22 protein-coding genes are annotated in these 23711 nt (G+C 71.7%); 7 read left to right on the top strand and 15 right to left on the bottom strand.

Annotated features, from left to right (window positions below; genetic code table 11):
- Positions 1-295: 295 nt before the first annotated feature.
- The 4 genes from MTQ01_RS15155 to MTQ01_RS15140 all read left to right on the top strand — a co-directional run bounded on the left by MTQ01_RS15155 (position 296) and on the right by MTQ01_RS15140 (position 5197).
- Positions 296-1108 carry an SAM-dependent methyltransferase gene (locus tag MTQ01_RS15155; RefSeq protein WP_247490639.1) on the top strand — a complete coding sequence of 271 codons (813 nt, stop codon included), beginning with the start codon at positions 296-298 and terminating at the stop codon, positions 1106-1108.
- Positions 1105-3294 (top strand): EAL domain-containing protein, encoded by a 2190-nt coding sequence (locus MTQ01_RS15150; RefSeq protein ID WP_308294401.1) that lies wholly within the window; start codon positions 1105-1107, stop codon positions 3292-3294. Before MTQ01_RS15155 ends, MTQ01_RS15150 begins: the two co-directional genes overlap by 4 nt.
- A gap of 220 nt (positions 3295-3514) precedes the next feature.
- Positions 3515-4165 (top strand): transketolase, encoded by a 651-nt coding sequence (locus MTQ01_RS15145; RefSeq protein ID WP_247490727.1) that lies wholly within the window; start codon positions 3515-3517, stop codon positions 4163-4165.
- A 108-nt stretch (positions 4166-4273) separates the two neighbouring features.
- A complete protein-coding gene (locus MTQ01_RS15140; RefSeq protein WP_247490637.1) occupies positions 4274-5197 on the top strand; it encodes a transketolase family protein in 924 nt (307 codons plus the stop codon).
- A 143-nt stretch (positions 5198-5340) separates the two neighbouring features.
- Here MTQ01_RS15140 and MTQ01_RS15135 read toward each other — a convergent pair whose 3' ends face one another.
- From MTQ01_RS15135 to MTQ01_RS15105, 7 genes are all read right to left on the bottom strand, one after another.
- A complete protein-coding gene (locus MTQ01_RS15135) occupies positions 5341-6276 on the bottom strand; it encodes an alpha/beta hydrolase (RefSeq protein ID WP_247490635.1) in 936 nt (311 codons plus the stop codon).
- A 480-nt stretch (positions 6277-6756) separates the two neighbouring features.
- Positions 6757-7329 carry a GAF domain-containing protein gene (locus MTQ01_RS15130; RefSeq protein WP_247490633.1) on the bottom strand — a complete coding sequence of 191 codons (573 nt, stop codon included), beginning with the start codon at positions 7327-7329 and terminating at the stop codon, positions 6757-6759.
- Positions 7280-7900, bottom strand: a complete 621-nt coding sequence (locus MTQ01_RS15125; protein ID WP_247490631.1) for an ATP/GTP-binding protein — start codon at positions 7898-7900, stop codon at positions 7280-7282. Before MTQ01_RS15125 ends, MTQ01_RS15130 begins: the two co-directional genes overlap by 50 nt.
- Complete coding sequence (locus MTQ01_RS15120) at positions 7878-8252, bottom strand: DUF742 domain-containing protein (protein WP_247490629.1); 375 nt, start codon at positions 8250-8252, stop codon at positions 7878-7880. Before MTQ01_RS15120 ends, MTQ01_RS15125 begins: the two co-directional genes overlap by 23 nt.
- A gap of 5 nt (positions 8253-8257) precedes the next feature.
- Entirely contained in the window at positions 8258-8674 is a 417-nt protein-coding gene (locus MTQ01_RS15115) for a roadblock/LC7 domain-containing protein (RefSeq protein WP_247490628.1), read from the bottom strand.
- A 113-nt stretch (positions 8675-8787) separates the two neighbouring features.
- Complete coding sequence (locus MTQ01_RS15110; protein WP_247490626.1) at positions 8788-10758, bottom strand: ATP-binding protein; 1971 nt, start codon at positions 10756-10758, stop codon at positions 8788-8790.
- Positions 10759-11258: 500 nt separating this feature from the next.
- The gene (locus tag MTQ01_RS15105) at positions 11259-11927 is read right to left on the bottom strand and encodes an alpha-ketoglutarate-dependent dioxygenase AlkB (RefSeq protein ID WP_247490624.1); all 669 of its coding nucleotides are present in this window, start codon (positions 11925-11927) and stop codon (positions 11259-11261) included.
- 156 nt (positions 11928-12083) lie between these two features.
- On the opposite strand from MTQ01_RS15105, the gene MTQ01_RS15100 reads away from it, so the two are divergent.
- On the top strand, positions 12084-12875 hold the full coding sequence (locus tag MTQ01_RS15100; protein WP_247490622.1) for a tyrosine-protein phosphatase: 792 nt from the start codon (positions 12084-12086) through the stop codon (positions 12873-12875).
- Between the two features lie 160 nt (positions 12876-13035).
- Here MTQ01_RS15100 and MTQ01_RS15095 read toward each other — a convergent pair whose 3' ends face one another.
- The 8 genes from MTQ01_RS15095 to MTQ01_RS15060 all read right to left on the bottom strand — a co-directional run bounded on the left by MTQ01_RS15095 (position 13036) and on the right by MTQ01_RS15060 (position 21619).
- Positions 13036-14106, bottom strand: a complete 1071-nt coding sequence (locus MTQ01_RS15095; protein ID WP_374207750.1) for a polyprenyl synthetase family protein — start codon at positions 14104-14106, stop codon at positions 13036-13038.
- A 368-nt stretch (positions 14107-14474) separates the two neighbouring features.
- Positions 14475-15308 (bottom strand): ABC transporter ATP-binding protein, encoded by an 834-nt coding sequence (locus MTQ01_RS15090; RefSeq protein WP_247490618.1) that lies wholly within the window; start codon positions 15306-15308, stop codon positions 14475-14477.
- A complete protein-coding gene (locus MTQ01_RS15085; RefSeq protein ID WP_247490616.1) occupies positions 15295-16230 on the bottom strand; it encodes an ABC transporter permease in 936 nt (311 codons plus the stop codon). The genes MTQ01_RS15090 and MTQ01_RS15085 overlap by 14 nt, the downstream gene beginning before the upstream one ends.
- A gap of 93 nt (positions 16231-16323) precedes the next feature.
- Positions 16324-17178 (bottom strand): glycosyltransferase, encoded by an 855-nt coding sequence (locus tag MTQ01_RS15080; protein WP_247490725.1) that lies wholly within the window; start codon positions 17176-17178, stop codon positions 16324-16326.
- A gap of 71 nt (positions 17179-17249) precedes the next feature.
- On the bottom strand, positions 17250-18035 hold the full coding sequence (locus tag MTQ01_RS15075) for a CDP-alcohol phosphatidyltransferase family protein (protein WP_247490614.1): 786 nt from the start codon (positions 18033-18035) through the stop codon (positions 17250-17252).
- Entirely contained in the window at positions 18013-19074 is a 1062-nt protein-coding gene (locus MTQ01_RS15070) for an iron-containing alcohol dehydrogenase family protein (protein WP_247490612.1), read from the bottom strand. The genes MTQ01_RS15075 and MTQ01_RS15070 overlap by 23 nt, the downstream gene beginning before the upstream one ends.
- Positions 19062-19814, bottom strand: coding sequence for a sugar phosphate nucleotidyltransferase (locus tag MTQ01_RS15065; protein WP_247490610.1), 753 nt, complete (start codon positions 19812-19814; stop codon positions 19062-19064). Before MTQ01_RS15065 ends, MTQ01_RS15070 begins: the two co-directional genes overlap by 13 nt.
- A complete protein-coding gene (locus MTQ01_RS15060; protein WP_247490722.1) occupies positions 19811-21619 on the bottom strand; it encodes a DUF5941 domain-containing protein in 1809 nt (602 codons plus the stop codon). Before MTQ01_RS15060 ends, MTQ01_RS15065 begins: the two co-directional genes overlap by 4 nt.
- Positions 21620-22058: 439 nt before the next feature.
- Between MTQ01_RS15060 and MTQ01_RS15055 the strand changes: the two genes are divergently transcribed.
- Together MTQ01_RS15055 and idi are read left to right on the top strand one after the other, a co-directional pair.
- Positions 22059-22997, top strand: coding sequence for a cation diffusion facilitator family transporter (locus MTQ01_RS15055; protein WP_247490608.1), 939 nt, complete (start codon positions 22059-22061; stop codon positions 22995-22997).
- A 52-nt stretch (positions 22998-23049) separates the two neighbouring features.
- Positions 23050-23610, top strand: a complete 561-nt coding sequence (idi, locus tag MTQ01_RS15050; RefSeq protein WP_247490606.1) for an isopentenyl-diphosphate Delta-isomerase — start codon at positions 23050-23052, stop codon at positions 23608-23610.
- Positions 23611-23711 lie beyond the last annotated feature (101 nt).

The following is a 23711-nucleotide window of genomic DNA, read 5'->3' as shown; positions in this document are numbered from 1 at the left end:
GGCGGTGCGCGGCAGCTCTCCGGGAGCCTGCCGACAGGGCGTCCGACACCACGCGTTCTCACGGATCGTCAGCACATCTCACGGACCGTCAGCGATTCCGTGCGGGTCCATCGCGGAATGGGGCTGAAACCCATCGGTCGCTTCGAGGATTCCGTCTCCACGAACCGGGCATATAGCTCAACAGTAGGACAGCGTCGGGAGGTTGAGTGTTCATTTCCTTACTCCCATCCGCTTCAGGTAAGTAGCCTCATCCCTCGAACGTCAATGCGTCGGCGATCGCGATGAGGAGTACGAGATGGAACGTCCCGATTGGGCCCCGCAGGGCATCGACCTGTCCCGACCGAGTGTGTCGCGCATCTACGACTTCTATCTGGGTGGCTCACACAACTTCGAGGTCGATCGCGAGGCCGGCCGCAAGGCGATCGTGGCGTTCCCCGGGCTTCCGAAGATCATGCAGGCCAACCGCGCTTTCATGCGCCGCGCCGTGCGCCATGCGGCAAGCCGGGGCGTCACGCAGTTCCTCGACATCGGTTCGGGCATCCCGACCTTCGGCAACGTCCACGAGGTGGCCCAGGAGGCCAATCCGGACAGCAGGGTCGTCTACGTGGACAACGACCCGGTAGCCGTGGCCCACAGCCGTGCGGTACTCAAGGGGAACACCAACGCGGCGGTGCTCTCGGCGGACTTCCGTGCGCCGCAGGACATTCTGAACAGCCCGGAGGTCCGCGCCCAGCTCGACCTGGACAAACCGGTCGCCCTGCTGCTGGTGGCGCTGCTGCACTTCATCCAGAACAGTGAGGAACCGGCCAAGACGATCGAGACCTTCCACCAGGCGCTGCCCTCGGGAAGCTTCCTCGTGCTCACCCATGCCTCGACCGACGGCGGACCGCGCACCTCCGAGGAGGGCGACCGGATCCAGGACGTCTACCGCAACGCCAGCTCGCAGCTGGTGATGCGCTCGCGCTCCGAGGTGGAGGCGCTGTTCGGCGGCTTCACCATCGAGGAGCCGGGGATCGTGGCCATGCCCAACTGGCGCCCCGACGGGCCGGTCGACAATGACGATCCGGTGATCTTCACCGGCTTCGCAGGAGTGGGACGCAAGGCGTGAACCTACCGGCACAGGGTCCGGCCGGGGCGGGGGACGCCGACCCGGCCGGTTCCGGACGGCAGCACGACGGGGTGCGCCGCTTCGCGACGATCTGGTCCAGAGCCGTCTATCCGACGACCGCGACCTCCATGACGCGCCAGGAGTTCGAGCAGCATCTGGTGCCGCTCACCGAGAAGCTCTGCACCGCGCTCCACGAGCGGCCCTTCGATCCCGGCCCGGCGCGCGAGGTCGGCATGGCGCTGGTCGCCGCGCACTGCACCTCGCCCGAGGCCCTGCCGCAGATCCTCGGTGTGGTCGACGCCTATCTGCTGCTCTACTGCTCGCACCCGCAGGAGCTGCCCACCGAGGAGGGCAGGGCACGCTGCGCGCGGCTGCAGCACGGCATCGCGGCCGGCTTCGCCCGGGCGCTGCAGGAGCGCACCCTGGCCGAGCAGGAGTCCCTCTCGCGCGCGGCGCTGGCGGCGCAGAACGAGATCGAACGAGCCCTGTACGACAGCCAGACCCGCTTCCGCACGATCTTCGAGGAAGCCACGCTCGGCATCGGCATCGCCACCATGGACGGCGAGGTCATTGATGTGAACGCCGCACTCACCAGAATGTTCGGCGGGAACGAGGCGCTGCTGCTCAGCAGGAACGTCACCGCCTGGGTGCATCCGGACGACGCCCCCGGCGTCTGGCGCAAGTACAACGAGCTGGTGCGCGGCGAGCGCGAGCACTTCCACACCGAGAAGGCCTACCACCGCGCCGACGGCACCGTGCTGTGGACCAATCTCACGGTCTCGCTGCTGCGGGACGCGGAGGGCTCCGCCCGCTACATGCTCGCGCTCATGGAGGACATCACCGAGCGCCGTCTGCTGCATCTGCGGCTGCGCTACGAGGCCACCCACGACGCGCTGACCGACCTGCCCAACCGCACGCTCTTCTTCGAGCGCCTGGAGCACACCCTGGCCCGCTCCGCCGAGGACGCCCGCTTCGGTCTGTGCTACCTGGACCTGGACGGTTTCAAGACGGTCAACGACAGCCTGGGCCACTCCGTCGGCGACCAGCTCCTGGTGGCGGTGGCCGAGCGGTTGCAGAGCTGTGTGACGGGCCAGGGCCAGCTGGTCGCCCGTATCGGCGGGGACGAGTTCGTGGCGCTGGTCAGCGACCCGAGCAGCCGCACCGAGGTCACCGACCTCGCGGCCAGGGCGCTGGAATCGCTGTCCACGCCCGTGCTGGTGGACGGCAAGGAGCTGTCGGTGCGCACCAGCATCGGCATCGTCGAGGGCCCGATCGGCAATCTCACGGCCGCCGAGGTGCTGCGCAGCGCCGACATCACCATGTACCGCGCCAAGGCGCAGGGCGGCAACAGGTACGAGCTCGCCGACCCCGACCTGGACGCCCGCGCGATCAGCCGGCACAGCCTCACCAACCGCCTGCCCACGGCGCTGGAGAGCTCGGAGTTCTTCATCGAGTACCAGCCGCTGGTGCGCATGGCCGACAGCTGTGTGGAGGGAGCCGAGGCCCTGGTGCGCTGGGACCACCCCCGGCACGGCGTACTGGGCCCCGACCGCTTCATCCCGCTGGCGGAGCACACCGGGCTGATCGTCCCGCTGGGCCGCTGGGTGCTGGAGGAGGCCGTCCGGCAGGCGTGCGAATGGCAGGTCCGCGGCATCGGCGGCACCCGCCAGCTGCGGGTGAACGTCAATCTCTCGCCGCGCCAGCTGCACCACCCCCACCTGGTCTCCGACACCGTCTCGGTGCTGCGCAACGCGGGCCTGCCGCCGGAGTCGCTCTGCCTGGAGGTCACCGAGTCCGCGCTGATCCGGGCGGACGACGACGAGCTCAAGCCGCTGCGGCAGCTGGCCGACCTAGGGGTCGGCATAGCCCTGGACGACTTCGGCACCGGGTACTCCAATCTGGCCTCGCTGCGCAGACTGCCGGCCAACACGTTGAAGCTGGACCGCTCGTTCACCCAGGGCCTCCAGCAGCACCCGGTCGATCCGGTGGATCTGCGGGTCGTCGAGGGCATCGTCTCGCTGGCGCACGCGCTGGAGCTCTCGGTGACCGTCGAAGGCGTCGAAACCGCTTCGCAGGCCGACCAGTTGCGTTCGCTGGGCTGTGACTCGGCACAGGGCTGGTACTACGCCAGGCCGGGCCCGCCGGAGCGTTTCTCCACGGACATGGCGCTCGCCTCGGGAAGCTGAGACGGCGGCCGACTTGCGCCGCAGGAGGTGCCTCCGCGCGGGAGGCACGTCCGACGACGCTTGACTTGAACCGAACTTCAAGTAGCACTCTGCCGTCATGACGACGACACCGCACACCAGGACCACCGCGCCCCCACCGACCACCGCGCACGCCGGCCGGCAGGACTCCCCCGCTCCCCGCGGGGACGCCCCGTTCGGCTTCCGGGACCTCCCGCGCCTGATGAGTTTGATGACGGGCGCGGAGAAGCACAGCCCCGCGGCCACCTCCACCGCCGACGCGGTGTGGGTGCTCCACGACCGCGTGCTGCGGCTCTCCCCCGACACCGCGGACCACCCCGAGCGGGACCGTTTCCTGCTCTCCAAGGGCCACGGCCCGATGGCCTACTACGCCACCCTCGCCGCCAAGGGCTTCTTCCCGGTGGAGTGGCTCTCCGGCTTCGGCGGCTACGACTCGCCGCTCGGCCACCATCCCGACCGCACGCTCGTACCGGGGGTCGAGATCAGCAGCGGGTCGCTGGGACACGGGCTGCCGCTGGCCGTCGGCACCGTTCTCGGCCTGCGGGCACAGCGGCTGACGAACCCGCACGTCTGGGTGCTGGTGGGTGACGCCGAGCTGGACGAGGGCAGCAACCACGAGGCGATCGACTTCGCCGGCGCCCTGGGCCTGGACTCGCTGCACACCGTGGTGATCGACAACTCCTCCGCCACGCACCGCAGTTCGGACGGCATTCCGGAGCGCTTCCGGGTCGCGGACTGGGCGGTGCGCACCGTGGACGGGCGCGATCACGACGCCCTGTACGAGGCGTTCACCGCGCCCCACCCAGGACACCCGCTGGCCGTGGTGGCCCGCGTCGAGCCCAAGAACGGCTGACCCGCGCGTCCGGCCCGCGCGGCCGGCCCGCGCCCGGTCTGTCCCGACCCGCGACGCCCCGCCCCGCGACGCGGACCACGCCCACGTTCGCACCACGAAGGAGATCCCATGGACACCATGCGCGAACGCTTCACCACCGTCACCTCCCAACTCCTGGACGAGCAGCCCCGGTTGGCCGTTGCGCTGGCCGAGATCAGCGCGGACGGCTTCACCGAGGCCGCACGGCGCCACCCGGACCGTGTCGTCAACGTCGGCATCAGGGAGCAGTTGCTCGTCGGCGTCGGCGGCGGACTGGCGCTCAGCGGAATGCGGCCGATCCTGCACACCTTCGCCAGCTTCCTCGTCGAGCGGCCCTTCGAGCAGCTGAAGCTGGATCTGGGCCACCAGGGCGCGGAAGCGGTGCTGGTGAGCGCCAACGGCTCCTACGACTGGCCCGCCGGTGGCTACACCCACATGGCACCCGGCGACGTCGCGCTGCTGGACACCCTGGAGGGCTGGACCGTCCATGTGCCCGGTCATCCGGACGAGGCCGAGACGCTGCTGCGGCAGGCGGCGCAGGGCGCGGGCAGGGTCTATCTGCGCCTGTCGAACCAGGCCAACTCCGTGCCGTACGACGTCGGTTCGGCCCGGGACGGCACGCCGGGCGGGTTCCTCACGCTGCGCACCGGCAGCGCACGGGCCCCCGTCGTGATCGCCGTCGGGCCGATGCTGGACGCCACCCTCGCCGCCCTGGAGGACACGGACGCCACCGTCCTCTACGCCGCGACCGTACGACCCTTCGACCACCGGGCGCTGCGGCGGGCGGTCGAAGGGCGGGCGAGCGCCGACGTGGTGCTGGTGGAGCCCTATCTGCGCGGCACCTCCGCCGCCCGGGCGGCCGAGGCCCTCGAATCGGTGCCCCACCGCCTGCTCGCCCTGGGCACCGCGCGTGAGGAACTGCGACGCTACGGCGAGTGGGAGGAGCACGTCGCGGCCCACGGACTGGACCCGGCGGGGCTGCGCCGGCGGATCAACGCCTTCTCCGCCCCCTGACCCGCGGCGCCCGCCCCCGACCGGCACCGGAGGCAGAGCCGGGACGGGGCGGGACGGGGCGGGACGGGGCGGGACGGGGCGGGCAACCGGCCGGGGTCGTCGGACCGCCGGGGTCGTGGGGCTGAGGGCGGCAAGTGCCGGTGCTAGGCGAAGCGTTGGTCGAGCCAGGCCAGCAGGTCGGCGAAGACCTCCCGGCGGTTCGTCTCGTTGAGGATCTCGTGCCGGGCGCCCTCGTAGGCACGCCAGGTCAGATCGCGGGTGCCGAGGTAGCGGAAGTCCTCCAGCAGCTCGTACACCAGCGTCATCCCCTGGTGGCAGGGGTCCTGGTCGCCGACGGCGACGTGCACCGGGAGGGTGCGCGGGATACGGCCGAAATGAGCCGGGTCGTTGATCTTGCGCGAGCCGAGCACCCAGTCCATCGACAGGCCCGCGCTGAACGGGAAACCGCAGCGGGGATCGTCGGCGTACCGGTCGACCTGCTCGGGGTCGCGGGAGAGCCACTCGAAGCCGGTGCGGTGCTCGTAGGGGTCGTTGAAGGCGCCGAAGAGCTGCGGGACGAAGTCGGACGGCGCGTCCCGGCCGTTCTTCTCGATCTCCGTGCCCAGGGCGCGCACCACCGACTCCGACTCGCAGCCCGGCAGCGAGCGGAAGGTCCCGGAGAGGATCAGCCCGGCCAGCTGATTGCCGTACTCCTGGGCGTAGTCGCGGGCCAGCTGGGAACCCATGCTGTGGCCGAGCAGCACCAGCGGCACACCGGAGAACTCGGCGCGGGCGCGTTCGCCCACGGTGTGCAGATCGCGCACCACCGCGGGCCAGGCGTCGTCGCCGGCCGCGCCGAAGCCGCCGGTGTACTGGGCGGTGGCTCCGTGGCCGCGGTGGTCGGAGGCGACGACGGCGTAGCCGTGTGCGGTCAGCTCACGGGCGAAGCCGTCGTAGCGCAGGGCGTGTTCGGCCGCTCCGTGGGCGATCTGGATCAGCGCCCTCGGGGTGCCGCCGCGTGGTCGCCAGCTGTGGGTGGCCACCGGCACACCGTCCGACGCCTGCGTGAACTCCTCGGCTACTCCTGCGGCTTCCTGCACAGGTCCTCCTCGAACGGGGGCACGGGCACCGGGCGGGGGCGCGATGCCTGGACGGGTCGACCTCGACGGGAGTATCCCCACTTCCCCCGCACACCACCACTGTTGACGGAGCGTCGGTTTCACCGCCGGTTCGCGGTCGGTTGCCCGGTGTGGTCGGCCGTCCGAACGGGTCGAGCCCGGCGGTCAGCCAACACTGCCCGGCCACGGTACCGGTGAAGCCTCCCGGTACCGCCTGATTTCCCCGACGCGCGCGGCTTCGGTCGCGATGCACCTTTTTCGGCCATGCTGCCGAGGCAGGCGCGCGGACACCGGTACGCGCCCCCGCGCACGCCCTCGCTGCCGGCCGGCGCTGCGGCTCCGCGGCCCGTACCGGCGAACCGTCCACTGCACCGGCCACTGCACCGGCCGCCTCCCGGGGATCGCCGGACCGGCAGCCGCGTCGGCCCGGGGGCCGCTTCCCCGGACGACCGCCAATTCGGCTCAGGGCGACCGCCGTTCCCTCCGCAGAATTCCGGCGACCAGGTCCGCGGCCTTCGCCTTGATGGTCTGCAGCCCCTGCAGTCCCCACGGCCGCGGCTCCTGGGCGACCACGCAGACGGTGCCGAGCGCCATGCCCGTACGGTCCATCAGCGGCGCCCCGAGGTAGGAGCGGACACCGATCTCGTCGACCATCGGGTTCCCGGCGAACCGGGGGTAGTCGCAGACGTCCTCCAGCACCAGCGCCCTGCGTCGCGCGATGACGTGCGGGCAGTAGCCGTGGTCCCGGGGCATCACCCGGCCCGGGACGCTCCGCCCCGGCGCGGTGCCCGGCTCCGCACCGGAGGCCGGCGGGGTGTGCAGCCCGGCGAAGAACTGGCGGTGCTCGTCGATGAAGTTGACCATCGCGTAGGGCGCTCCGGTGAGCCGCGCGAGGTCGCGGGCGAACTCGTCGAACTCCGCGACCGGCGCCCCGCCGATGCCCAGTTCGCGCAGTCGCACGACCCGGTGGGGCGCCTCGCTGTCCTCAGGAGTGAGGAGCAGATGGCTCGTGGCGTCGTACGCCTTGGGTGGCATGCTCGTTCCTCGTTTCGATCAGATGCCGGACCAGGTTCACCAGGACTTCGGTCGTCGAGCTGGCGTGCCGCGCGTCGCACATCACCAGGGGTACGTCCGCGGCGAGGTCGACCGCGGCACGCACCTCCTCGTGGGTGTAGCGGTGCGCGCCCTCGAACTCGTTGACGGCCACGATGAATCCGAGCCCACGCCGCTCGAAGAAGTCGACCGCGGCGAAGCACTGGTCCAGGCGCCGGGTGTCGGCGAGCACGACCGCGCCGAGCGCCCCCTCGCACAACTCGTCCCACATGAACCAGAAGCGCTCCTGGCCCGGGGTGCCGAACAGGTAGAGGACGTGCTGCGCGCCGAGGGTGATGCGGCCGAAGTCCATGGCGACCGTGGTGGTCGCCTTGCCCTCCACACCCTCCAGACTGTCGGTCGCCCTGCTGATCTGGGTGAGCAACTCCTCGGTGCTCAGCGGCTCGATCTCGCTCACCGCGCCGACGAAGGTCGTCTTGCCCACGCCGAACCCACCCGCGATCAGCACTTTGACCGCGGTGGGAAAGGGGTCACAGTCGTGCGCGTAGTCCATGCAACACCGCCTCCAGGAGGGCGAGGTCGGGAGAGTCGGGGCCGAGCAGCGTGGGTTTCCTGGTGGCCACCGCACCGCAGTCGAGCAGATCGGAGAGCAGCACCTTGGTCACCACGGCGGGCTGCCGGATGTGCGCGGCGATCTCCGCCACCGAGACCGGACGGCCGCACAGACCGAGCACCTGGGCGTGGTCGGGGCCGAGTTGGCTGTGCGGGCGGCTGCCCGTCGCCATCACCAGGGTCAGCAGGTCGAAGCTGACCGTCGGCCGGGTCCGTCCGCCGCTCACGGTGTACGGACGGATCAGCCGGCCGGCGTCCCCGTCCAGCCACGGGTCACCCGCGGTTGCCGCCACCGGGCTCAGTGCCCGGCCGGCAGGCGCGCCGGCGTGCCCAGATAGGGCCGGACGCTCTTGACCAGCATCGCCATCTCGTACCCGAGCACAGCGGCGTCCGCCTCCCGCCCGGCGAGCACCGCCAGACAGGCGCCCTGCCCCGCGGTGGAGACGAACAGCAGCGCGGTGTTGAGTTCGACCACCACCTGCCGCACCTCTCCCCCGTCCCCGAAGCGCACACCCGCGCTGCGGGCCAGCGAGTACAGGCCGGAGGAGAGCGCGGCCAGATGGTCCGCGGTGTCGGTGTCCAGGCCGTGCGCCGCCTTGACCAGTCCGTCCGAGGACAGCAGCAGGGCGCTGCGGGAGTGCGGCACTCGCTGGACAAGTCCGGTCAGCAGCCACGAGAGGTCGGTGCTGTGTCCGACGGGGGCTTCGCTCACCATGATGGGTTTCTCTCCTTGCTGTGTGGTGCCTGACGGGTTCCACGAAGGTGACGCATACGCGCCGTACGTGCCGTACGGGTGCGGGCGGGCGACTTCCGGGCCCGGTGCGGGGGTCAGGGCCGGCCGCCCTCGTCGGGCCCGGAGTCGGCGCCGAGGACCGGGCCGGTGCTGCCGGAGGGAGGGGCTGCGAAGTGGACGGGGCCGCTCGGCTCGTCGAGGCCCAGGAGGCGCTCACGGCCACCGAGGGTGTCCGTGCTGCGGGTGCCGTCGGCCAGGCTGGTGCCCCGGCGGAACGCCGCCATCAGATCCGGGTCGTGGAAGTCGAACTCGCCGGAGGCGTCCCGGTGCGGCGGCACCTCGCGCAGCTCGGGCACCAGGTGCTCCTGCTTGCGGCGGCGCGGCAGCATCGGCCGGTCGTGTTCGGCCTCGGAGGAGTACGGGCGTGGTTCCCCGAGCGCGTCGTCGTACCGGTGCGCGCCGTGGGGCGCGCCGGTCCCCGTCCGGTCGTCGGCGGCAGCCGGGTCGGTCGCGGCCGCGCTCTGCGCCGAAACGACCGGACCGCTGGTGGCCGGGTGGTCGGCGTCGGTGAAGCCGCCTCCGAACGCCGCCTCCGCAGCGGCCTCCGCTGAGGTGGCGGTCGCCCCCGGGTGGGCTGCGAAACCGTTCAGCGGCACGGAGAGGTCCAGCGGGTCGACGGCGTCCGACCCGCCCCGGGCTGTCGGCGGCTCGGCGGTCTCCGGCTGCGGTGCCGGGGCATTGGGCGGGCTCCCGGCGCCGTGCGCCGCGGTCGCGGTGTCGGTCTGCTGGGCCGGAATCGGCCTGCGGGCGGGACCGGGCTGCGCGCCCGCGTCCTCGGCGCCCTGATCCCGTCGCATGATGACGGGCTGCGCACCGGTGTCGGCCGGGTCCTCCCCGAGCACCGTCCGCGGCAGGATCAACACCGCCTGGATGCCGCCGTAGATGTTGCTCTGCAGCTGTACGACGATGCCGTGCCGGCGGGCGAGCTGCGAGACGACGAACAGGCCGATGCGGCCGTCCCGCAGCAGATCCTGGACGTTGACGTGCTCGGGGTCGGAGAGCAGCGAGTTCATCCGGCTCTGCTCGCCTGCGGTCATGCCCAGCCCGCGGTCCTCGACCTCGACGGCCAGACCCGCCGTCACATGCTGGGCCCTGAGCAGCACCTGCGTCTGCGGCGCGGAGAACACCGAGGCGTTCTCGATGAGTTCGGCCAGCAGGTGGATCACGTCCGCGACCGCGTGGCCGCGGAGGTTGCCCTCGATGGGCGGTACGAGCTTGACCCGCGGATAGTGCTCGACCTCCGCGATCGCCGAGCGCAGCACCTCGGTCATGGTGACCGGGCGCGCCCACTGGCGCCGCGAGACCGCGCCGCCGAGCACCGCGAGGTTCTCGGCGTGACGGCGGATGCGGGTCGCCAGGTGGTCGACGTGGAAGAGGCCCTTGAGCAGGTCGGGGTCCTCGACCTGGTTCTCCAGCTCGTCCAACAGCTCGATCTCGCGGTGGACGAGGGACTGGAGGCGGCGGGAGAGGTTGACGAAGACCTCGACCCGCTCCTCGCTGCCGCCGGCGGCGGGCTGGCCGAACACCGTCGAGTCCACGACGGCGGTCTCGGCGCTCCTGGCCGCCGCCACGACCTCGCGGTTGAGCAGGGCGAAGGCGTCGTCCGCGGCGGCGTCGGGAAGCGGGCCGTGCGCGGGGCGCGGGGGCCGCTCGCCCTGCTCCAACCGCTGGATCAGCGCCTGGAGTTCGGCCTGGTGCCGAGCGGTGGTGCGACGCAGCGCGGTGTAGCGGTCCACGGTGGCGCGCGCCGTCGCCATGGCCTGGAGGACGGCCCCCGCGACCGCTGCCGCGCACAGCAGCACCGCGAGAGCGAGCACCAGCCAACCGTCCGCGCCGACGGCGCCGAAGCCGGGCCCGGTGGCCAGCACGTAGACGAGTGCGAGGAGGGCCACTGCGGTGGCGGCAGCGGCGGGCGCCACCGCGAGGCGTACGAGGGGACGTCGGGAGGCGCCCTCGGTCGCGGTCAGCCGGACGGCCGGACGGCCCCGTCGGCGGCCCTCCCCCACCGGCGTACGCCCCGGGGTTCGCCCGCGCCTGCGGGCGCCGGCCGCGGACTCGTTCCGGGAAGGTGCGCCGGAAGAGACGGAACCGACCGGTGCGGTGGCGCGCGCGGAAGCGGATTTCCCTCTTCCGTTGCGCACCGCACAGCTCTCAGATTCAGGCATCGCAGTCCTCGGAGGTCGGGTCAACCCCGCCTGGGCACGCGGGGAAACGGTTCAGCGCACGTCGACGCCGGGGTTGCGTTTCACGCTAGCGGCGCACTTCGGGGCGGCAGGGTGCACTCGGTTCATTCGCCACCCCGCGCCACCTCCCTACGGGTGAATCTCGCGTGTCCGGCCTCTTTGCGGGAGCACCGCCGGGTACCGCGCTCCCCCGGCGCGCGCCCGCGCTCGCTCCCCAACTCCGTACGCCGGTGCGCGAGTCGGGCGAGCCGGTGAAGCCGGCCCGAGGGGCGAAGACCCAGGAACGAGGGCCGAGGTGCCGGGGTTGGTGGGTTCGAGGCGGATCAGGAGGGTTCGAACTGCCGGACGGTCACGCTGAGTCGGCCGCGCAGCCCCAGCCAGGCGGGCGCCGTACCGGGCCGGGTGCGCGGGACGCCGTGGTACGCCAGCCGCGCCGGCCCGCCGAAGACGAAGGCGTCGCCGCCGGCCAACTCGGTGTCCGTGTAGGGCGATCCCCGGTCATCGGCGTCGCCGAAGCGGAAGACGCAGGTGTCCCCGAGACTGAAGGAGACCACCGGGGCAGACGACTGCTCGTCGCTGTCGCGGTGCATCCCCATCCGGGCGCGGTCGTCGTAGAAGTTCACCAGGGCGATGTCGTACGCGAGCCGCTCGGGCTGCCCGCCCGGCACCGGATGCGCGTCGTACGCCGCGGCCACCGCGCCGCGCGCCCACTCCCCCAGCCAGCCGGGGAACTCCTTGACCGGGGAGCCGTCTCCGTCGACCACGGTCCGGGCGTAGCCGTAGGGGTACCAGTGCCAACCCAGGCAGACCTGGCGCACCGACATCCGGCCGCCCCGCGGCATCGCCACCGTCCGCAGACCCGCGGGCGGCAGCGCCCACCGGCGGCAGGCAGCCAGCAGCTCGCGCTGCTCCTCGCGACCGAGCCGGCCCGGCAGGTGCACCGCTCCCGGTGCCACCTCCCGCGGCTCGGCCGGAAAGAGTCCCTCGGTCATCGCTCCAGGGTAGGAGCCGGGTACGACAACCGGCTCCGGCGGCCGGGTACGACAGCCGCCCCCGGGCCGCCCCGGTGCGCTCCACGGCCCATGGTTGCCGGAGGCATCGTTGTCGTATCGTCGGGGGCGCCGCACCGTCGAACACGAGGAGTTCATGTGACGTCCGAAGCCGTCGAGCCCAGTCTGACCGGCGTGCGCAACTTCCGTGACGTCGGCGGGCTCCCGACGACCGACGGTCGGCGGGTCCGCGAGGGCGTGCTGTTCCGCAGCGGGCATCTGGCACACGCCACCGCCGAGGACACGGCGTTCCTCACCGGCCTCGGGCTGCACACGGTCTTCGACTTCCGCAACGCCGCCGACCAGGCGCTGGAGGGCCCGGACGTCGAGCTGCCGGGCGTGCGGAACGTGAACATACCGCTCACCGACCCCGCGCACGGCGCCGACTTCTGGCAGCTGGTGCGCGACGGCGCGCTGCCCGAGCTGCGGGCCGCGCTCGGCGACGGACAGGCCGCCGCCAACATGGAGGCGACGTACCGGACGATCGTCACCGAGCGCACCGCCGACCACAGCCGGGTGCTGCACAGCATGGCCGAGGGCGGTGTGCCCGCGCTGATGCACTGTGCGGCCGGCAAGGACCGGGCGGGCCTGAGCGTCGCCGTCACCCTGCTCGCCGTCGGGGTCGAGCGGGACGCGATCGAGTCCGACTACCTGCTCTCCGGAGACCCGCGCAGGCGCTACAAGGTCCATCGGGGCGACCCGACGCAGCCGGGCATCGAGCCCGAGATCGCGGAGCTGCTCTCGCCGCTGTTCGACGCACGTGTGAGCTATCTGAGCGCGGCGTACGCGGCGATCGAGGAGACCTGGGGCGGGGTGGACAGCTATCTGCACGACGGGCTGGGGCTCTCCGAGGCCACTCGGGACCGGCTGCGGGAGCAGTTGCTGATCTGAGCCGCCGCCGGGCGGTGGCCGGTCCTCCAGAGGCGTCCGCCCGCTGCCGCTCGCACCGCACGCAAACCGGCCGGCCGCGGTCCTCCGCAGCCGGCCGGTCCGGGAACACGCGGTGGTCGGGCGCGGGCGCCGAGTCGGCGCCCGCGCCCGACCACCGGGCTCAACGCCGCCGCTCGATCACGAACTTCGCGAGTGCGGCGAGCTGGTCGCGCACTTCCTGCGGCAGCTCGACGCTCTCCAGGGCGTCCAGCGCGAGTTGATGCTGGCGACGCGCCTCCTGTGCGGTCCACTCCCGCCCGCCGGCCTGCTCGATCAGCGAGGCACGCAGAGCGAATTCCGCCTCGTCGAAGTCGGCCATCAGATCGGAGGCGGGGTCCGTCCCGCGGGCCGCGGCATGCTCGGCGGCCAGCCGCCCGTACTGCTCCCCGGGGCCGGAGACCTCGGTGCCGACCCGCAGATGGGCGTCGGTGGCCAGCAGCTCGCCGAGCTGCTTGGCGGCCTCGCCGCCCGCCTCCAGGGCCGCCGCGACCGGCAGCGACTTCTTGCGCTGCCGCAGGTCCGACCAGGTCTGCTTGCCGGTCGACTCCGGGTCGCCCCAGATCCCGAGCAGATCGTCCACGGCCTGGTAGGCGAGACCGAGATGGTGCCCGAACGCCTCCAGCGCGCCGGCCGTACGGTCGTCCGCGCCTCCGAGCACGGCGCCGATGGAGACGGCGCAGGCCAGGAGGGCGCCGGTCTTGTTGCCCTCCATCTCCAGGCACTCCGCGACGGTCACCCGGTCGCGGGTCTCGAAGGTGATGTCCTGGGCCTGCCCGTCGATCAGCTTGCGGGTCGCCGCGGTCAGCCTGGCGGCTGCTCTGGCGGCCTCGACGGTGCCGAGCTCCAGCAACACCTCGTTCGCCAACGCGAAGAGGGCGTCGCCCACCAGGATCGCCTGGGCCGGTCCGTGCACCTTCCACACGGTGTCGCGGTGGCGGCGCTGCTCGTCGCCGTCCATCAGATCGTCGTGCAGCAGCGAGAAGTTGTGGACGAGCTCGACCGCCACCGCTCCCGGGATGCCCGTCTCCGGCGGAGCGCCCGCCGCGGCCGCGGACAGCATCGCGAGCGCGGGGCGCACCGCTTTGCCCCCGTCACCGTCGGCCGGCTCCCCAGCGGCGTCTATCCAGCCGAAGTGGTAGGCGGCGACGGTGTCCATGGGGGGCGCCAGGCGGGCCACAGCCTCGCGCAGCATGGGTTCAGCGAGGCTGCGTCCGCGTTCCAGCAACGGGAGCACTCCTGCTGCGTCGACGCCGACGTTAGCCGGTCGAACCGGGTTCACTAGGTCTCCTCTGCGTCTCAAGTGGCGGTAGCGCAAAGGCACTTGGCGGGTGCCGTCACCAACCGCCGGAACTCGTTCCGGCGGCCCGCGCGGTGGTCGGGCCTGCGCCTACCGTGCCCCCATGGTCACCCGCCGACTCATGAAGTCGCACGCGCCCGGGGCACACTCACCCGGCGCACAGGCGCACTCGCCCCGGCGCCGCGTGATCTACAACGAGTGCGCGGGCAAACACCCGCGGTACCGAAACGGGCACCGCGGGAGCTCGTCCGGGCACACCGGGCTCACTTGCCGGTGAACTTCTCGTACTCCTTGAGGACGTCGGCCGTCGGCCCGTCCATCCGCAGCTCGCCGTGCTCGAGCCACAGCACCCGCTCGCAGGTGTCCCTGATCGACTTGTTGTTGTGGCTCACCAGGAAGACCGTGCCGGCCTCCTTGCGCAGCTCCCGGATACGGGCCTCCGAGCGCTTCTGGAACTTCTTGTCGCCGGTCGCCAGCGCCTCGTCGATCATCAGGACGTCGTGGTCCTTGGCCGCGGCGATGGAGAACCGCAGCCGCGCGGCCATGCCCGAGGAGTACGTGCGCATCGGCAGCGTGATGAAGTCGCCCTTCTCGTTGATCCCGGAGAAGTCGACGATGTGCTGGTAGCGCTCCTGGACCTGCTCCCGGCTCATTCCCATGGCCAGTCCGCCGAGGACGACGTTGCGCTCGCCGGTGAGGTCGTTCATCAGCGCGGCGTTGACACCCAGCAGCGAGGGCTGGCCGTCGGTGTAGACCGTGCCGCGCTCGGGCGGCAGCAGTCCGGCGATGGCCCGCAGCAGCGTGGACTTGCCCGAACCGTTGGAGCCGATCAGGCCGATGGCCTCGCCGCGGTAGGCGGTGAAGCTGACGCCGCGCACCGCGTGCACCTCGCGCAGCGCGCGGTTGGCCTTGCCGCGCCGCACTATCCGGTTGAGCGCCGCGGTCGCGCTGCCCTTGCCCTTGGTGCCGCCGTAGACCCGGTAGACGATGTGCACCTCGTCGGCGATCACCGTCGGGATGCCGCCGGTCGCGGGGCTCGGGGCGTTCGGGGAGTCGGCGGGACCGGTGTCCGCTTCGGTTCGCTCAGCCACGGCCATAACGCTCCTCCGCCTTCCAGAAGTACACAAATCCAACGGCCGCCATCAGCAGGGCCCACCCGATCGCGACCGGCCAGACCAGCGGCGGGAGGTTCTCCGTGCTGTACCCGTCGATGAGGGCGCAGCGGATGAGGTCCATGTAGATCGCCGCCGGGTTCCACTGGAGCACGTCCACGACCCACAGGGGCACGTCCCGGTCCTCCAGCATCAGCGGGATGCTGAAGAGCACGCCCGAGGCGTACATCCAGGTGCGCAGCACGAAGGGCATCAGCTGCGCGAGGTCGGGGGTCTTGCTGCCCATCCGGGCGAGGACCAGCGCCAGCCCGGTGTTGAAGACGAACTGGAGCACCAGCACCGGGACGATCAACAGCCAGGACCAGCGCGGCCAGTTGCCGAAGGACAGCACGAAGATGAAGACGATCACCATCGAGTACAGCAGCTGCTGGAGCTGCTGGAGCGAGAAGGAGATCGGCAGCGAGGCCCGGGGGAAGTGCAGCGCCCGCACCAGCCCCAGGTTGCCGGAGATCGCGCGCACACCGGCGAGCGCGGAGCTCTGGGTGAAGGTGAAGACGAACACCCCGATGATCAGGAACGGGATGTAGTCCCTGATGTCCATGCCCCGGCCGGCCCTCAGGATCAGGCCGAAGATCAGGAAGTAGACGCCCGCGTTCAGCAGCGGGGTCATCACCTGCCACAGCTGGCCGAGCTTGGCCTGGCTGTACTGGGCGTGCAGCTTCGCCCGGGAGAACGTCAGGATGAAGTGGCGCCGTCCCCACAGCTGCTTGACGTAGCCGCTCAGTGACGGCCTTGCTCCTGACTGCGACAGCCCGTACTTGGCCGCGAGTTCGGCCGGGGACAGGCCTTCGTCGCTTCCGGGTCGGGGACTGACAGCGACCGCACCGTCGTGCGTTGACTCGCTCACGTTGAAACTTTCGTCCTCACTCTGCAAGGGCTCACAAAAGCTGAGATCCACCGTGAGATGGGGTGGGACCCGATGTTCTCAGATCCGAGCCTGTCAGATGACCGGCGGTCGGCCCAGACGGGCCATCCGCCACACGGTACGCCACCTCATGGCCCGCCTGGGGCCGCTGGAAGTGGTCCAACCCTCCTTGAAACCGCCCAGCCACGCCTTCAGCGCCTGCCAGGAGGGGCGGCGGGCCAGGGTGAGCAGCACCCACACCCCGAGGTAGACCGGGATCAGGGGCAGCGGGAGGTTCCGCCGGGCCAGCCAGACCCGGTTGCGGGCCACCATCCGGTGGTAGACCGCGTGCCGGGAGGGCGAGGTGGTGGGGTGGTGCAGCACCATGTCGGCCCGGTACTCGATGCCCCACCCGCCGTCCAGCGCCCGCCAGGCGAGGTCGGTCTCCTCGTGGGCGTAGAAGAAGTCGCCCGGCAACCCGCCGACCTGCGCCAGGACCTCGGTGCGCACGGCGCTGGCGCCGCCGAGGAAGGTCGTCACGCGCGAGGAGCGCATCGGGTCGGCCGCGCGCAGCCGGGGAACGTGCCGGCGCTGGGTCTCGCCCGTCTCCGGGTCGGCGATCCGGAAGCTGATGATGCCCAGCTCCGGGTCGGCGGTGAACGCCTCCCGGCACAGCCGGGCGGTGTCGGTGCCGGGCAGCAGCCCGTCGTCGTCCAGGAAGAGGACGGCGTCGACCTCCCGGCCGTCGGCTCCGAACGCCTCGACACCGGCGTTGCGGCCACCGGGGATGCCGAGGTTCTCCGGCAGTTCGACGGTGCGCAGCCCGCCGGGCACCTCGGGGAGGTCGGGCAGCGGCGCGCCGTTGCCGACCACCACCACCTCGACCGGCGGCCCCTCCTGCTTGGCTACCGACTCCAGCAGCTCGGCGAGCTCCGCGGGCCGGTTGCCCATGGTGATGACGACCGCGGCGAGGCGGAAGGACTCCGCCGTCCGCGGCTCGGTCTCCCCGTCGGCCCCGGTGCTCACTTCAGCCTCCGGGAGGCGAGGATGGACACCAGGTGGAGCACGGTCTGCAGGACCGCGATAGCGGCGAGCAGCGCGATGCCGAAGCGGGTCCAGAAGATCCCGCCCGCGACCGTGTCGACGATCGCCAGCACCAGGATCAGCAGTGACGCCTCGACCCCGCCGACCAGCCGGTGGAACTTCAGCGCCGCCGCCGCCCGTCGGGCGAGCGCCAGTCCGGAGGAACGGGGCGTGGCCGCCTCGTCCTTGGCCGTCTCCAGTCCGCTGCGTGCCCGTGCGACGTCGACCAGGTCCGTCTCGGCCTTGATGAGGATCGCGCCGAGCGCCGCGACGGCGCCGAGGAAGGCCCACATCCAGTTGGCCGAGGCGCCCTCGCGGGCGAAGAGGTCAGCGCCCCGCAGTCCGAAGCCGACCAGCAGCGCGGCCTCGGCCAGGTAGTGGCCGACCCGGTCCAGGTAGACGCCGGTCACCGAGGTCTGCTTGCGCCAGCGGGCCAACTCGCCGTCCACGCAGTCCAGCAGCAGATAGAGCTGGATGAGCAGGGCTGCGACCAGTGCGCCGGTCAGGCCCGGCACCAGCAGTGCCGCGCCCGCCAGCACACCGGCGACGACCATCAGGTACGTGAGCTGGTTCGGAGTGATCCGGGTGTTCACCAGGTACCTGTCACAGCGAAGCGAAATCTCGCGCATGTACAGGCGGCCTGCCCAGTGCTCGCCGCTGCGCCGGTCCTTGACCCCTTCGGGGTGGACGACCGGTCGGAGTTCAGCTACCGATGGCTTTTGCATAGTCGGCGTACGCGTCCCTGATCTGTTCGGTGGTCAGGTCCAGGTGCTCCAGGATCGTGTAGCGGCCCGGACGGGTCTTGGGTGCGAACTCGACGACGCGGACGAACTCCTCGACGGAGAAGCCGATGTCGGACGGCAGCACGGGCAGCCGGTGCCGTCGCAGCACCTCGGCCATCTGCGCGGACGCCTCGCGGTCACCGCGCAGGTGCATCGCGAACACCGCGCCCAGACCGCACTGTTCGCCGTGGCTCGCGGCCCGCTTGGGGAACGTGAGGTCGAAGGCGTGGTTGATCTCGTGGCAGGCGCCGGAGGCCGGACGGCTGTCGCCGGCGACCGACATCGAGATGCCGGTCAGCACCAGGCCCTCGGCGAGCACCTGCAGGAAGGCGTCGTCGCCCACCCCGCCGGGGTGGCGCAGCACCGCCTCGCCGGCCTGGCGGGCCATGGCCGCGGCCAGACCGTCGATCTGCTCGCCGGTCTCGCGGGCGGACAGCTCCCAGTCCGCCACGGCGGAGATGTTGGAGAGCGCGTCGCCGATGCCCGAGCGCACGAAGCGTGCCGGGGCCTCGCGGATGACGTCCAGGTCGATGACGACGGCGATCGGGTTCGGCACCCCGTACGAGCCGCGCCCGGCGTCGTTGTCGAGAGTGGCGACCGGTGAACACAGGCCGTCGTGCGAGAGGTTGGTCGCCACCGCGACGAGCGGCAGGCCGATGCGGGCGGCGGCGAACTTCGCACAGTCGATGATCTTGCCGCCGCCGAGTCCGACGACCGCGTCGTAGCGGCCGGACTTCATCGCGTCCGCGAGCTGGATCGCGTCGTCCAGAGTGCCGCCGCTCACCTCGTACCAGCTGGCGCCGGGCAGCGCCGGGGCCAGCCGCTCGCGCAGCCGGGCCCCGGAGCCGCCGCTGATCGCGACAGCCAGCTTGCCGGAGGCGGAGATTCGCTGGTCGGCGAGGACGCTCGCCAGGTCGTTCAGCGCGCCCGGACGGATGTCGACGACGACCGGCGAGGGGATGAGCCTCGTCAGTACTGGCACGCGATCTCCCTGCCCTTGGCGAGGTCCTCGTGGTTGTCGATCTCGACCCACCGGACATCGCCGATCGGCTCGATGTCGATGCGGAAGCCGCGGTTGACCAGCTCCTGGTAGCCGTCCTCGTAGTAGAGGTCCGGGTCGCGCTCGAAGGTGGTCTTCAGCGCGTCCGCGAGCTCGTCGGCAGCCTCGCCCTCGATGAGCGTGACGCCGATGTACTCGCCGGTGGCCTCGGCGGGGTCCATCAGCTTGGTGATCCTGCTGACGCCGGTGGCCGGGTCGACGACGACCTTCATCTCCTCGTCGGCCAGGTCCTTGACGGTGTCCAGCGCGAGGATGATCTTCTGGCCCTTGCCGCGCGCGGCGAGCAGGGTCTTCTCGACCGAGACCGGGTGCACGGTGTCGCCGTTGGCGAGGATGACGCTGTGCTTGATGGCGTCACGGGCGCACCACAGGGAGTAGGCGTTGTTCCACTCCTCGGCCTTGTCGTTGTCGATGAGAGTGAGGGTGACGCCGTACTTGGCCTCCAGCGCCTCCTTGCGCTCGTACACGGCCTCCTTGCGGTAGCCGACGACGATCGCCACCTCGGTGATGCCGACCTCGGCGAAGTTGCCGAGCGTGAGGTCCAGGACGGTCAGCGACTCCTCCTGGCCCTCGGGGCCGACCGGCACCAGGGCCTTGGGCAGGGTGTCGGTGTAGGGACGCAGACGCCGTCCGGCGCCGGCGGCCAGCACGAGGCCGATCATGCGGGTTCTCCTGTTTCGTCGTGTACTGCGGGTGCCGTGGAGGACATCCAGAAGCGGATGGACTCCACCAGCACGATGAGTGCCAGCGCCACGGCCAGGGCCGAGATCACCAGCGGGAAACCTTGTCCGTCGAGCCAGTCGGTGCCGAAGGTCGCTGCCGCGACGACCGCGATCAGCACGGTACGTCCCTCGTGCCCCCCGGTGGCGCGCACCAGACCGCGCGGCGGCGCGCCGGTGCCGCCGCGGATGCGGTACACCGTGTCGTAGTGATGGTAGGCGAGAGCCGACACCAGGCCGAAAGCGGCAGGCAAAGCGCCGTTCACCGGATCGTCGGCGTGGGCGAAGCGGTGTGCCAGCAGCAGAACGGTGAGGTACTCGGCGGTGCGGAAGAGCGGCGGCAGCAGCCAGTCCAGTGCGCCCTTGAGTGGACGGGCCGCGGCCAGGCCGGCCAGCACGGCGTACACGAGGGCCACCAGCGGGAGTTGCCAGCCGCCCAGCGGGGCGAACAGCGCGGTGGCGAGCAGTGCGACCGTGCCTGCTCCGGCGAGCACGGGGGCGGGGGCGGGACGGAAGCGGAAGCTGCCCGCCGCCTCGGCCAGCGGCCCCTCGCCGCTCAGCTCCCACAGCGCCCGGGCGGCCCGATCGGTGCGCACCGCCCGGCGGTTGACCGAGCGCAGCACGCGACCGGCCAGGGTGTAGCAGCCGGCCAGCGCACCGGCGACGAGCAGCACGGTGAGGGTGACGCGGGGCGTGGTGAGCGCGGTGAGGACGGCTATCAGCGCCCAGCGTTCGCCGATCGGCAGGATGACCATGCGGCGGGCCCACACGGTCCAGCCGACGCCGTCCAGCCGGTCGGAGAGCGAGGCGGTGGGACTGGTGTTCGCGGTGGCGTCGTGGTTGGCCTCGTTGAAGGCGAAGTCGATGACGTGGCGAACGGTCTGGAGGACCATCGCCCCCAGCGCCAGCCCCCACACGTCCTCCCCGCCGCGGGCGGCGCCGAGCGCGAGGCCGGCGAGGTACGCGTACTCCTTGGCGCGGTCGAAGGTCGCGTCCAACCAGGCGCCGAGCGTGGAGTACTGGAGCGAGTAGCGGGCCAACTGCCCGTCCGCGCAGTCCAGTACGAAGGAGGCGAGCAGCAGCAGGCCGGCCGCCACGAAGCCGGGCCGGGTCCCGGTGGCCGCGCAGCCGGCCGCGACCAGCGCGGTGAGCAGCGAGGCGGTGGTGACCTGGTTCGGGGTGAGCCCGCGGCGGGCGCACCAGCGGGCGACGTAGCGGGAGTACGGGCTGATGCAGTGCGTGGTGAAGAAGCCGTCCCGCGACTTCACCGAGGAACGCAGCCGCACCGCCTCGTCGTCGACGGCGTCCACGGCGTGCAGCGCGTCCAGCCGCTCCTGGCTGTCGGCGGGCGCAGTGGCGACCAGGGTGCCGAACTCGGGGCGGTGCACGGTCAGTTGCTCGCGCTCCAGGGCAGCCGCCAGCTCACCGGTGGGATCGTCGGAGACGGCGGTGTCGACGCTGCGCAGCGCGGTCGTCAGCGCTCCGCGCGCCTTGGTCGTGACGGTGAGCAGTCCGGGCGCCGCGGCGGCCGGGAAGCGGGGGTCGGTGAGGGCCAGACGCAGACTGTGCCGGTGGCCGATGAAACGGGCGTCCACCAGCGCGACGCGGTCGGCCAGGGGGGTGTCGGCCACCAGGGCGGGCACCTCGGCGGGCGCGTTCGCGACGTGCACCGTGAAACCCAGCAAGCGCAGGTCGTCCGCCAGTGACGACCCGGCCACCGGCGGACCGGTGAGAATGGCGGTCGACAGTCGAACTCACTCCTTGGCTGCTGGATCGGACACGGGCCGCGGGCTGCGGCGCCGGGAGCCCGTGGACCGGGTCGGCGCGCGGCGGCCGGTCACCGGCGCCCTGAAAGGGGCGCGGGACATGTCGGCAGAGGCTATCCGATCAGCGCAGGAGTCCATTCACCGCAGGTTCACTCCACCCTCCTTGTCAGGCCACAGACAAGCCGGACGGGCTGCCGCAAGGGCGGCCGGCGGCGGACTCCCCGCGGGCGCGCCCGGGCTCTGACCTGCACCACAAACACGCAGGTCAGAGCAGATGACAACGGTGTTCAGCGTCGCGTTGCAGATACCCCCCACCCGTAGTTCACTGGGGCGCACACCGGGCCGCGGACAGGCCCGCGCAGTCGGCCGATAACAGGCCGGGAACCGACGCAGCCGAACCGACAGCAGGGAGGCGCTCCTCATGGGTGCGGGACACGACCACGGCGGACCGCGACCGCACGGCACCACCGGTACGGCCGCCGCCGCGTACCGCGGTCGGCTGCGGATCGCACTGGGCATCGCACTGGCGCTGCTGGTGGCCCAGGCGGTGGGAGCGTGGCTGACCGGCTCGCTGGCGCTGCTGGCTGACGCCGGCCACGTGGCCACCGACGCCGTGGGGGTCGGCATGGCGCTGCTCGCGATCCACTTCGCCAACCGGCCGACCAAGGCCCGGCGCACCTTCGGCTTCGCACGCGTGGAGATCCTGGCCGCGCTGCTCAACTGCCTGCTACTGCTCGGGGTGGGCGGCTACATCCTCGTCGAGTCCGTCGAGCGCTTCCGCAACCCGGTCGAGGTCCCCGGCGGACTGACGATCGTCTTCGGTGTGGTCGGCCTCGTCCTCAACCTCGTCTCCCTCGCCCTGCTCATGCGCGGGCAGAAGGAGAGCCTCAACATCCGCGGCGCCTTCCTGGAGGTGCTGGCGGACGCACTCGGCTCACTCGCGGTCGTCGTCGCGGCGCTCGTGATCATCACCACGGGCTGGACCCAGGCCGACCCGGTCGCTTCGCTGCTGATCGCGCTTATGATCATCCCGCGTACGCTGAAGCTGGCGCGCGAGGCGGTCGACGTACTGCTGGAGGCCGCACCCAGGAACGTCGACCTGGACGAGCTTCGAACGCACATCCTCGCCGTGCCGGGGGTGGAGGAGCTGCACGATCTGCACGTGTGGACGATCACCTCGGGCATGCCGGTGCTCTCCGCGCACGTCGTCGTCAGCCGCGAGACGCTCAACGACAAGGGGAACGAGCGGGTGCTGCACGAGTTGCAGGACTGCCTCGGCTCGCATTTCGACGTCGAGCACTGCACGTTCCAGCTGGAGCCGCACGGCCATGCCAGGCACGAGAGAAGAGTTTGCCACTGAGCTGGGTAGGACGTCCGCGTCAGCCCACCAGGACAAGGACGAAGGTAGACAGATGGCACAACAGCCCGCGGCTCCGATCATGCTCGAACTGGTCGACGAGAGCGGCACCACGACCGGTACGGCCGAGAAGCTCGCCGCTCATCAGGCCCCGGGGCAGCTGCACCGCGCCTTCTCCGTCTTCCTCTTCGACGAACGGGGACGGCTGCTGCTCCAGCAGCGGGCCCTCGGCAAGTACCACTCCCCCGGCGTGTGGTCCAACTCCTGCTGCGGGCACCCGTATCCGGGCGAACCGCCGTTCGTCGCGGCGGCCCGGCGCGTGGGCGAGGAGCTGGGGATCGCGCCCTCGCTGCTCCAGGAGGCGGGCACCGTCCGCTACAACCATCCGGACCCGGCCTCCGGGCTGGTGGAGCAGGAGTACAACCACCTCTTCGTCGGCCGGGTGACCGCGCCCGCGAAGCCGGCGCCCGAGGAGATCGCCGACCTGGCCTTCGTCACGCCCCAGGAACTCAAGGAACGCCACGACCGCGACGTCTTCTCGGCCTGGTTCATGACGGTGCTCGACGCCGCACGCCCGGGCATCCGCGAGGTCACCCCGTCCGACGCGGGCTGGTAGCGGGCGGAGCGCGGCGGCCACGGGGGCGCCGCGCACCGACTCGCTCACGGCGGGGCGGCAGCCGTACGGATCGGGGCGCACGAACGGGCGGGGCGACGTAC

The organism is Streptomyces sp. XM4193 (assembly GCF_023072595.1).
Classification (GTDB): Bacteria; Actinomycetota; Actinomycetes; order Streptomycetales; family Streptomycetaceae; genus Streptomyces.
Note: the sequence above shows the minus strand (reverse complement) of the source record. Positions and strands in the feature narration are given on the sequence as shown.

Excerpts from the sequence above, each read along its gene's own strand:
- MTQ01_RS15130 (WP_247490633.1), bottom strand. The coding sequence starts at position 7,329 with ATGCCACCCAAGGCGTACGACGCCACGAGCCATCTGCTCCTCACTCCT.
- MTQ01_RS15125 (WP_247490631.1), bottom strand. The coding sequence starts at position 7,900 with ATGGACTACGCGCACGACTGTGACCCCTTTCCCACCGCGGTCAAAGTG.
- MTQ01_RS15145 (WP_247490727.1), top strand. The coding sequence starts at position 3,515 with ATGAGTTTGATGACGGGCGCGGAGAAGCACAGCCCCGCGGCCACCTCC.
- MTQ01_RS15140 (WP_247490637.1), top strand. The coding sequence starts at position 4,274 with ATGGACACCATGCGCGAACGCTTCACCACCGTCACCTCCCAACTCCTG.
- MTQ01_RS15105 (WP_247490624.1), bottom strand. The coding sequence starts at position 11,927 with ATGACCGAGGGACTCTTTCCGGCCGAGCCGCGGGAGGTGGCACCGGGA.
- MTQ01_RS15115 (WP_247490628.1), bottom strand. The coding sequence starts at position 8,674 with ATGGTGAGCGAAGCCCCCGTCGGACACAGCACCGACCTCTCGTGGCTG.
- MTQ01_RS15055 (WP_247490608.1), top strand. The coding sequence starts at position 22,059 with ATGGGTGCGGGACACGACCACGGCGGACCGCGACCGCACGGCACCACC.
- idi (WP_247490606.1), top strand. The coding sequence starts at position 23,050 with ATGGCACAACAGCCCGCGGCTCCGATCATGCTCGAACTGGTCGACGAG.
- MTQ01_RS15090 (WP_247490618.1), bottom strand. The coding sequence starts at position 15,308 with ATGGCCGTGGCTGAGCGAACCGAAGCGGACACCGGTCCCGCCGACTCC.
- MTQ01_RS15075 (WP_247490614.1), bottom strand. The coding sequence starts at position 18,035 with ATGCAAAAGCCATCGGTAGCTGAACTCCGACCGGTCGTCCACCCCGAA.
- MTQ01_RS15095 (WP_374207750.1), bottom strand. The coding sequence starts at position 14,106 with ATGCTGCGCGAGGCTGTGGCCCGCCTGGCGCCCCCCATGGACACCGTC.
- MTQ01_RS15080 (WP_247490725.1), bottom strand. The coding sequence starts at position 17,178 with ATGGGCAACCGGCCCGCGGAGCTCGCCGAGCTGCTGGAGTCGGTAGCC.
- MTQ01_RS15065 (WP_247490610.1), bottom strand. The coding sequence starts at position 19,814 with ATGATCGGCCTCGTGCTGGCCGCCGGCGCCGGACGGCGTCTGCGTCCC.
- MTQ01_RS15155 (WP_247490639.1), top strand. The coding sequence starts at position 296 with ATGGAACGTCCCGATTGGGCCCCGCAGGGCATCGACCTGTCCCGACCG.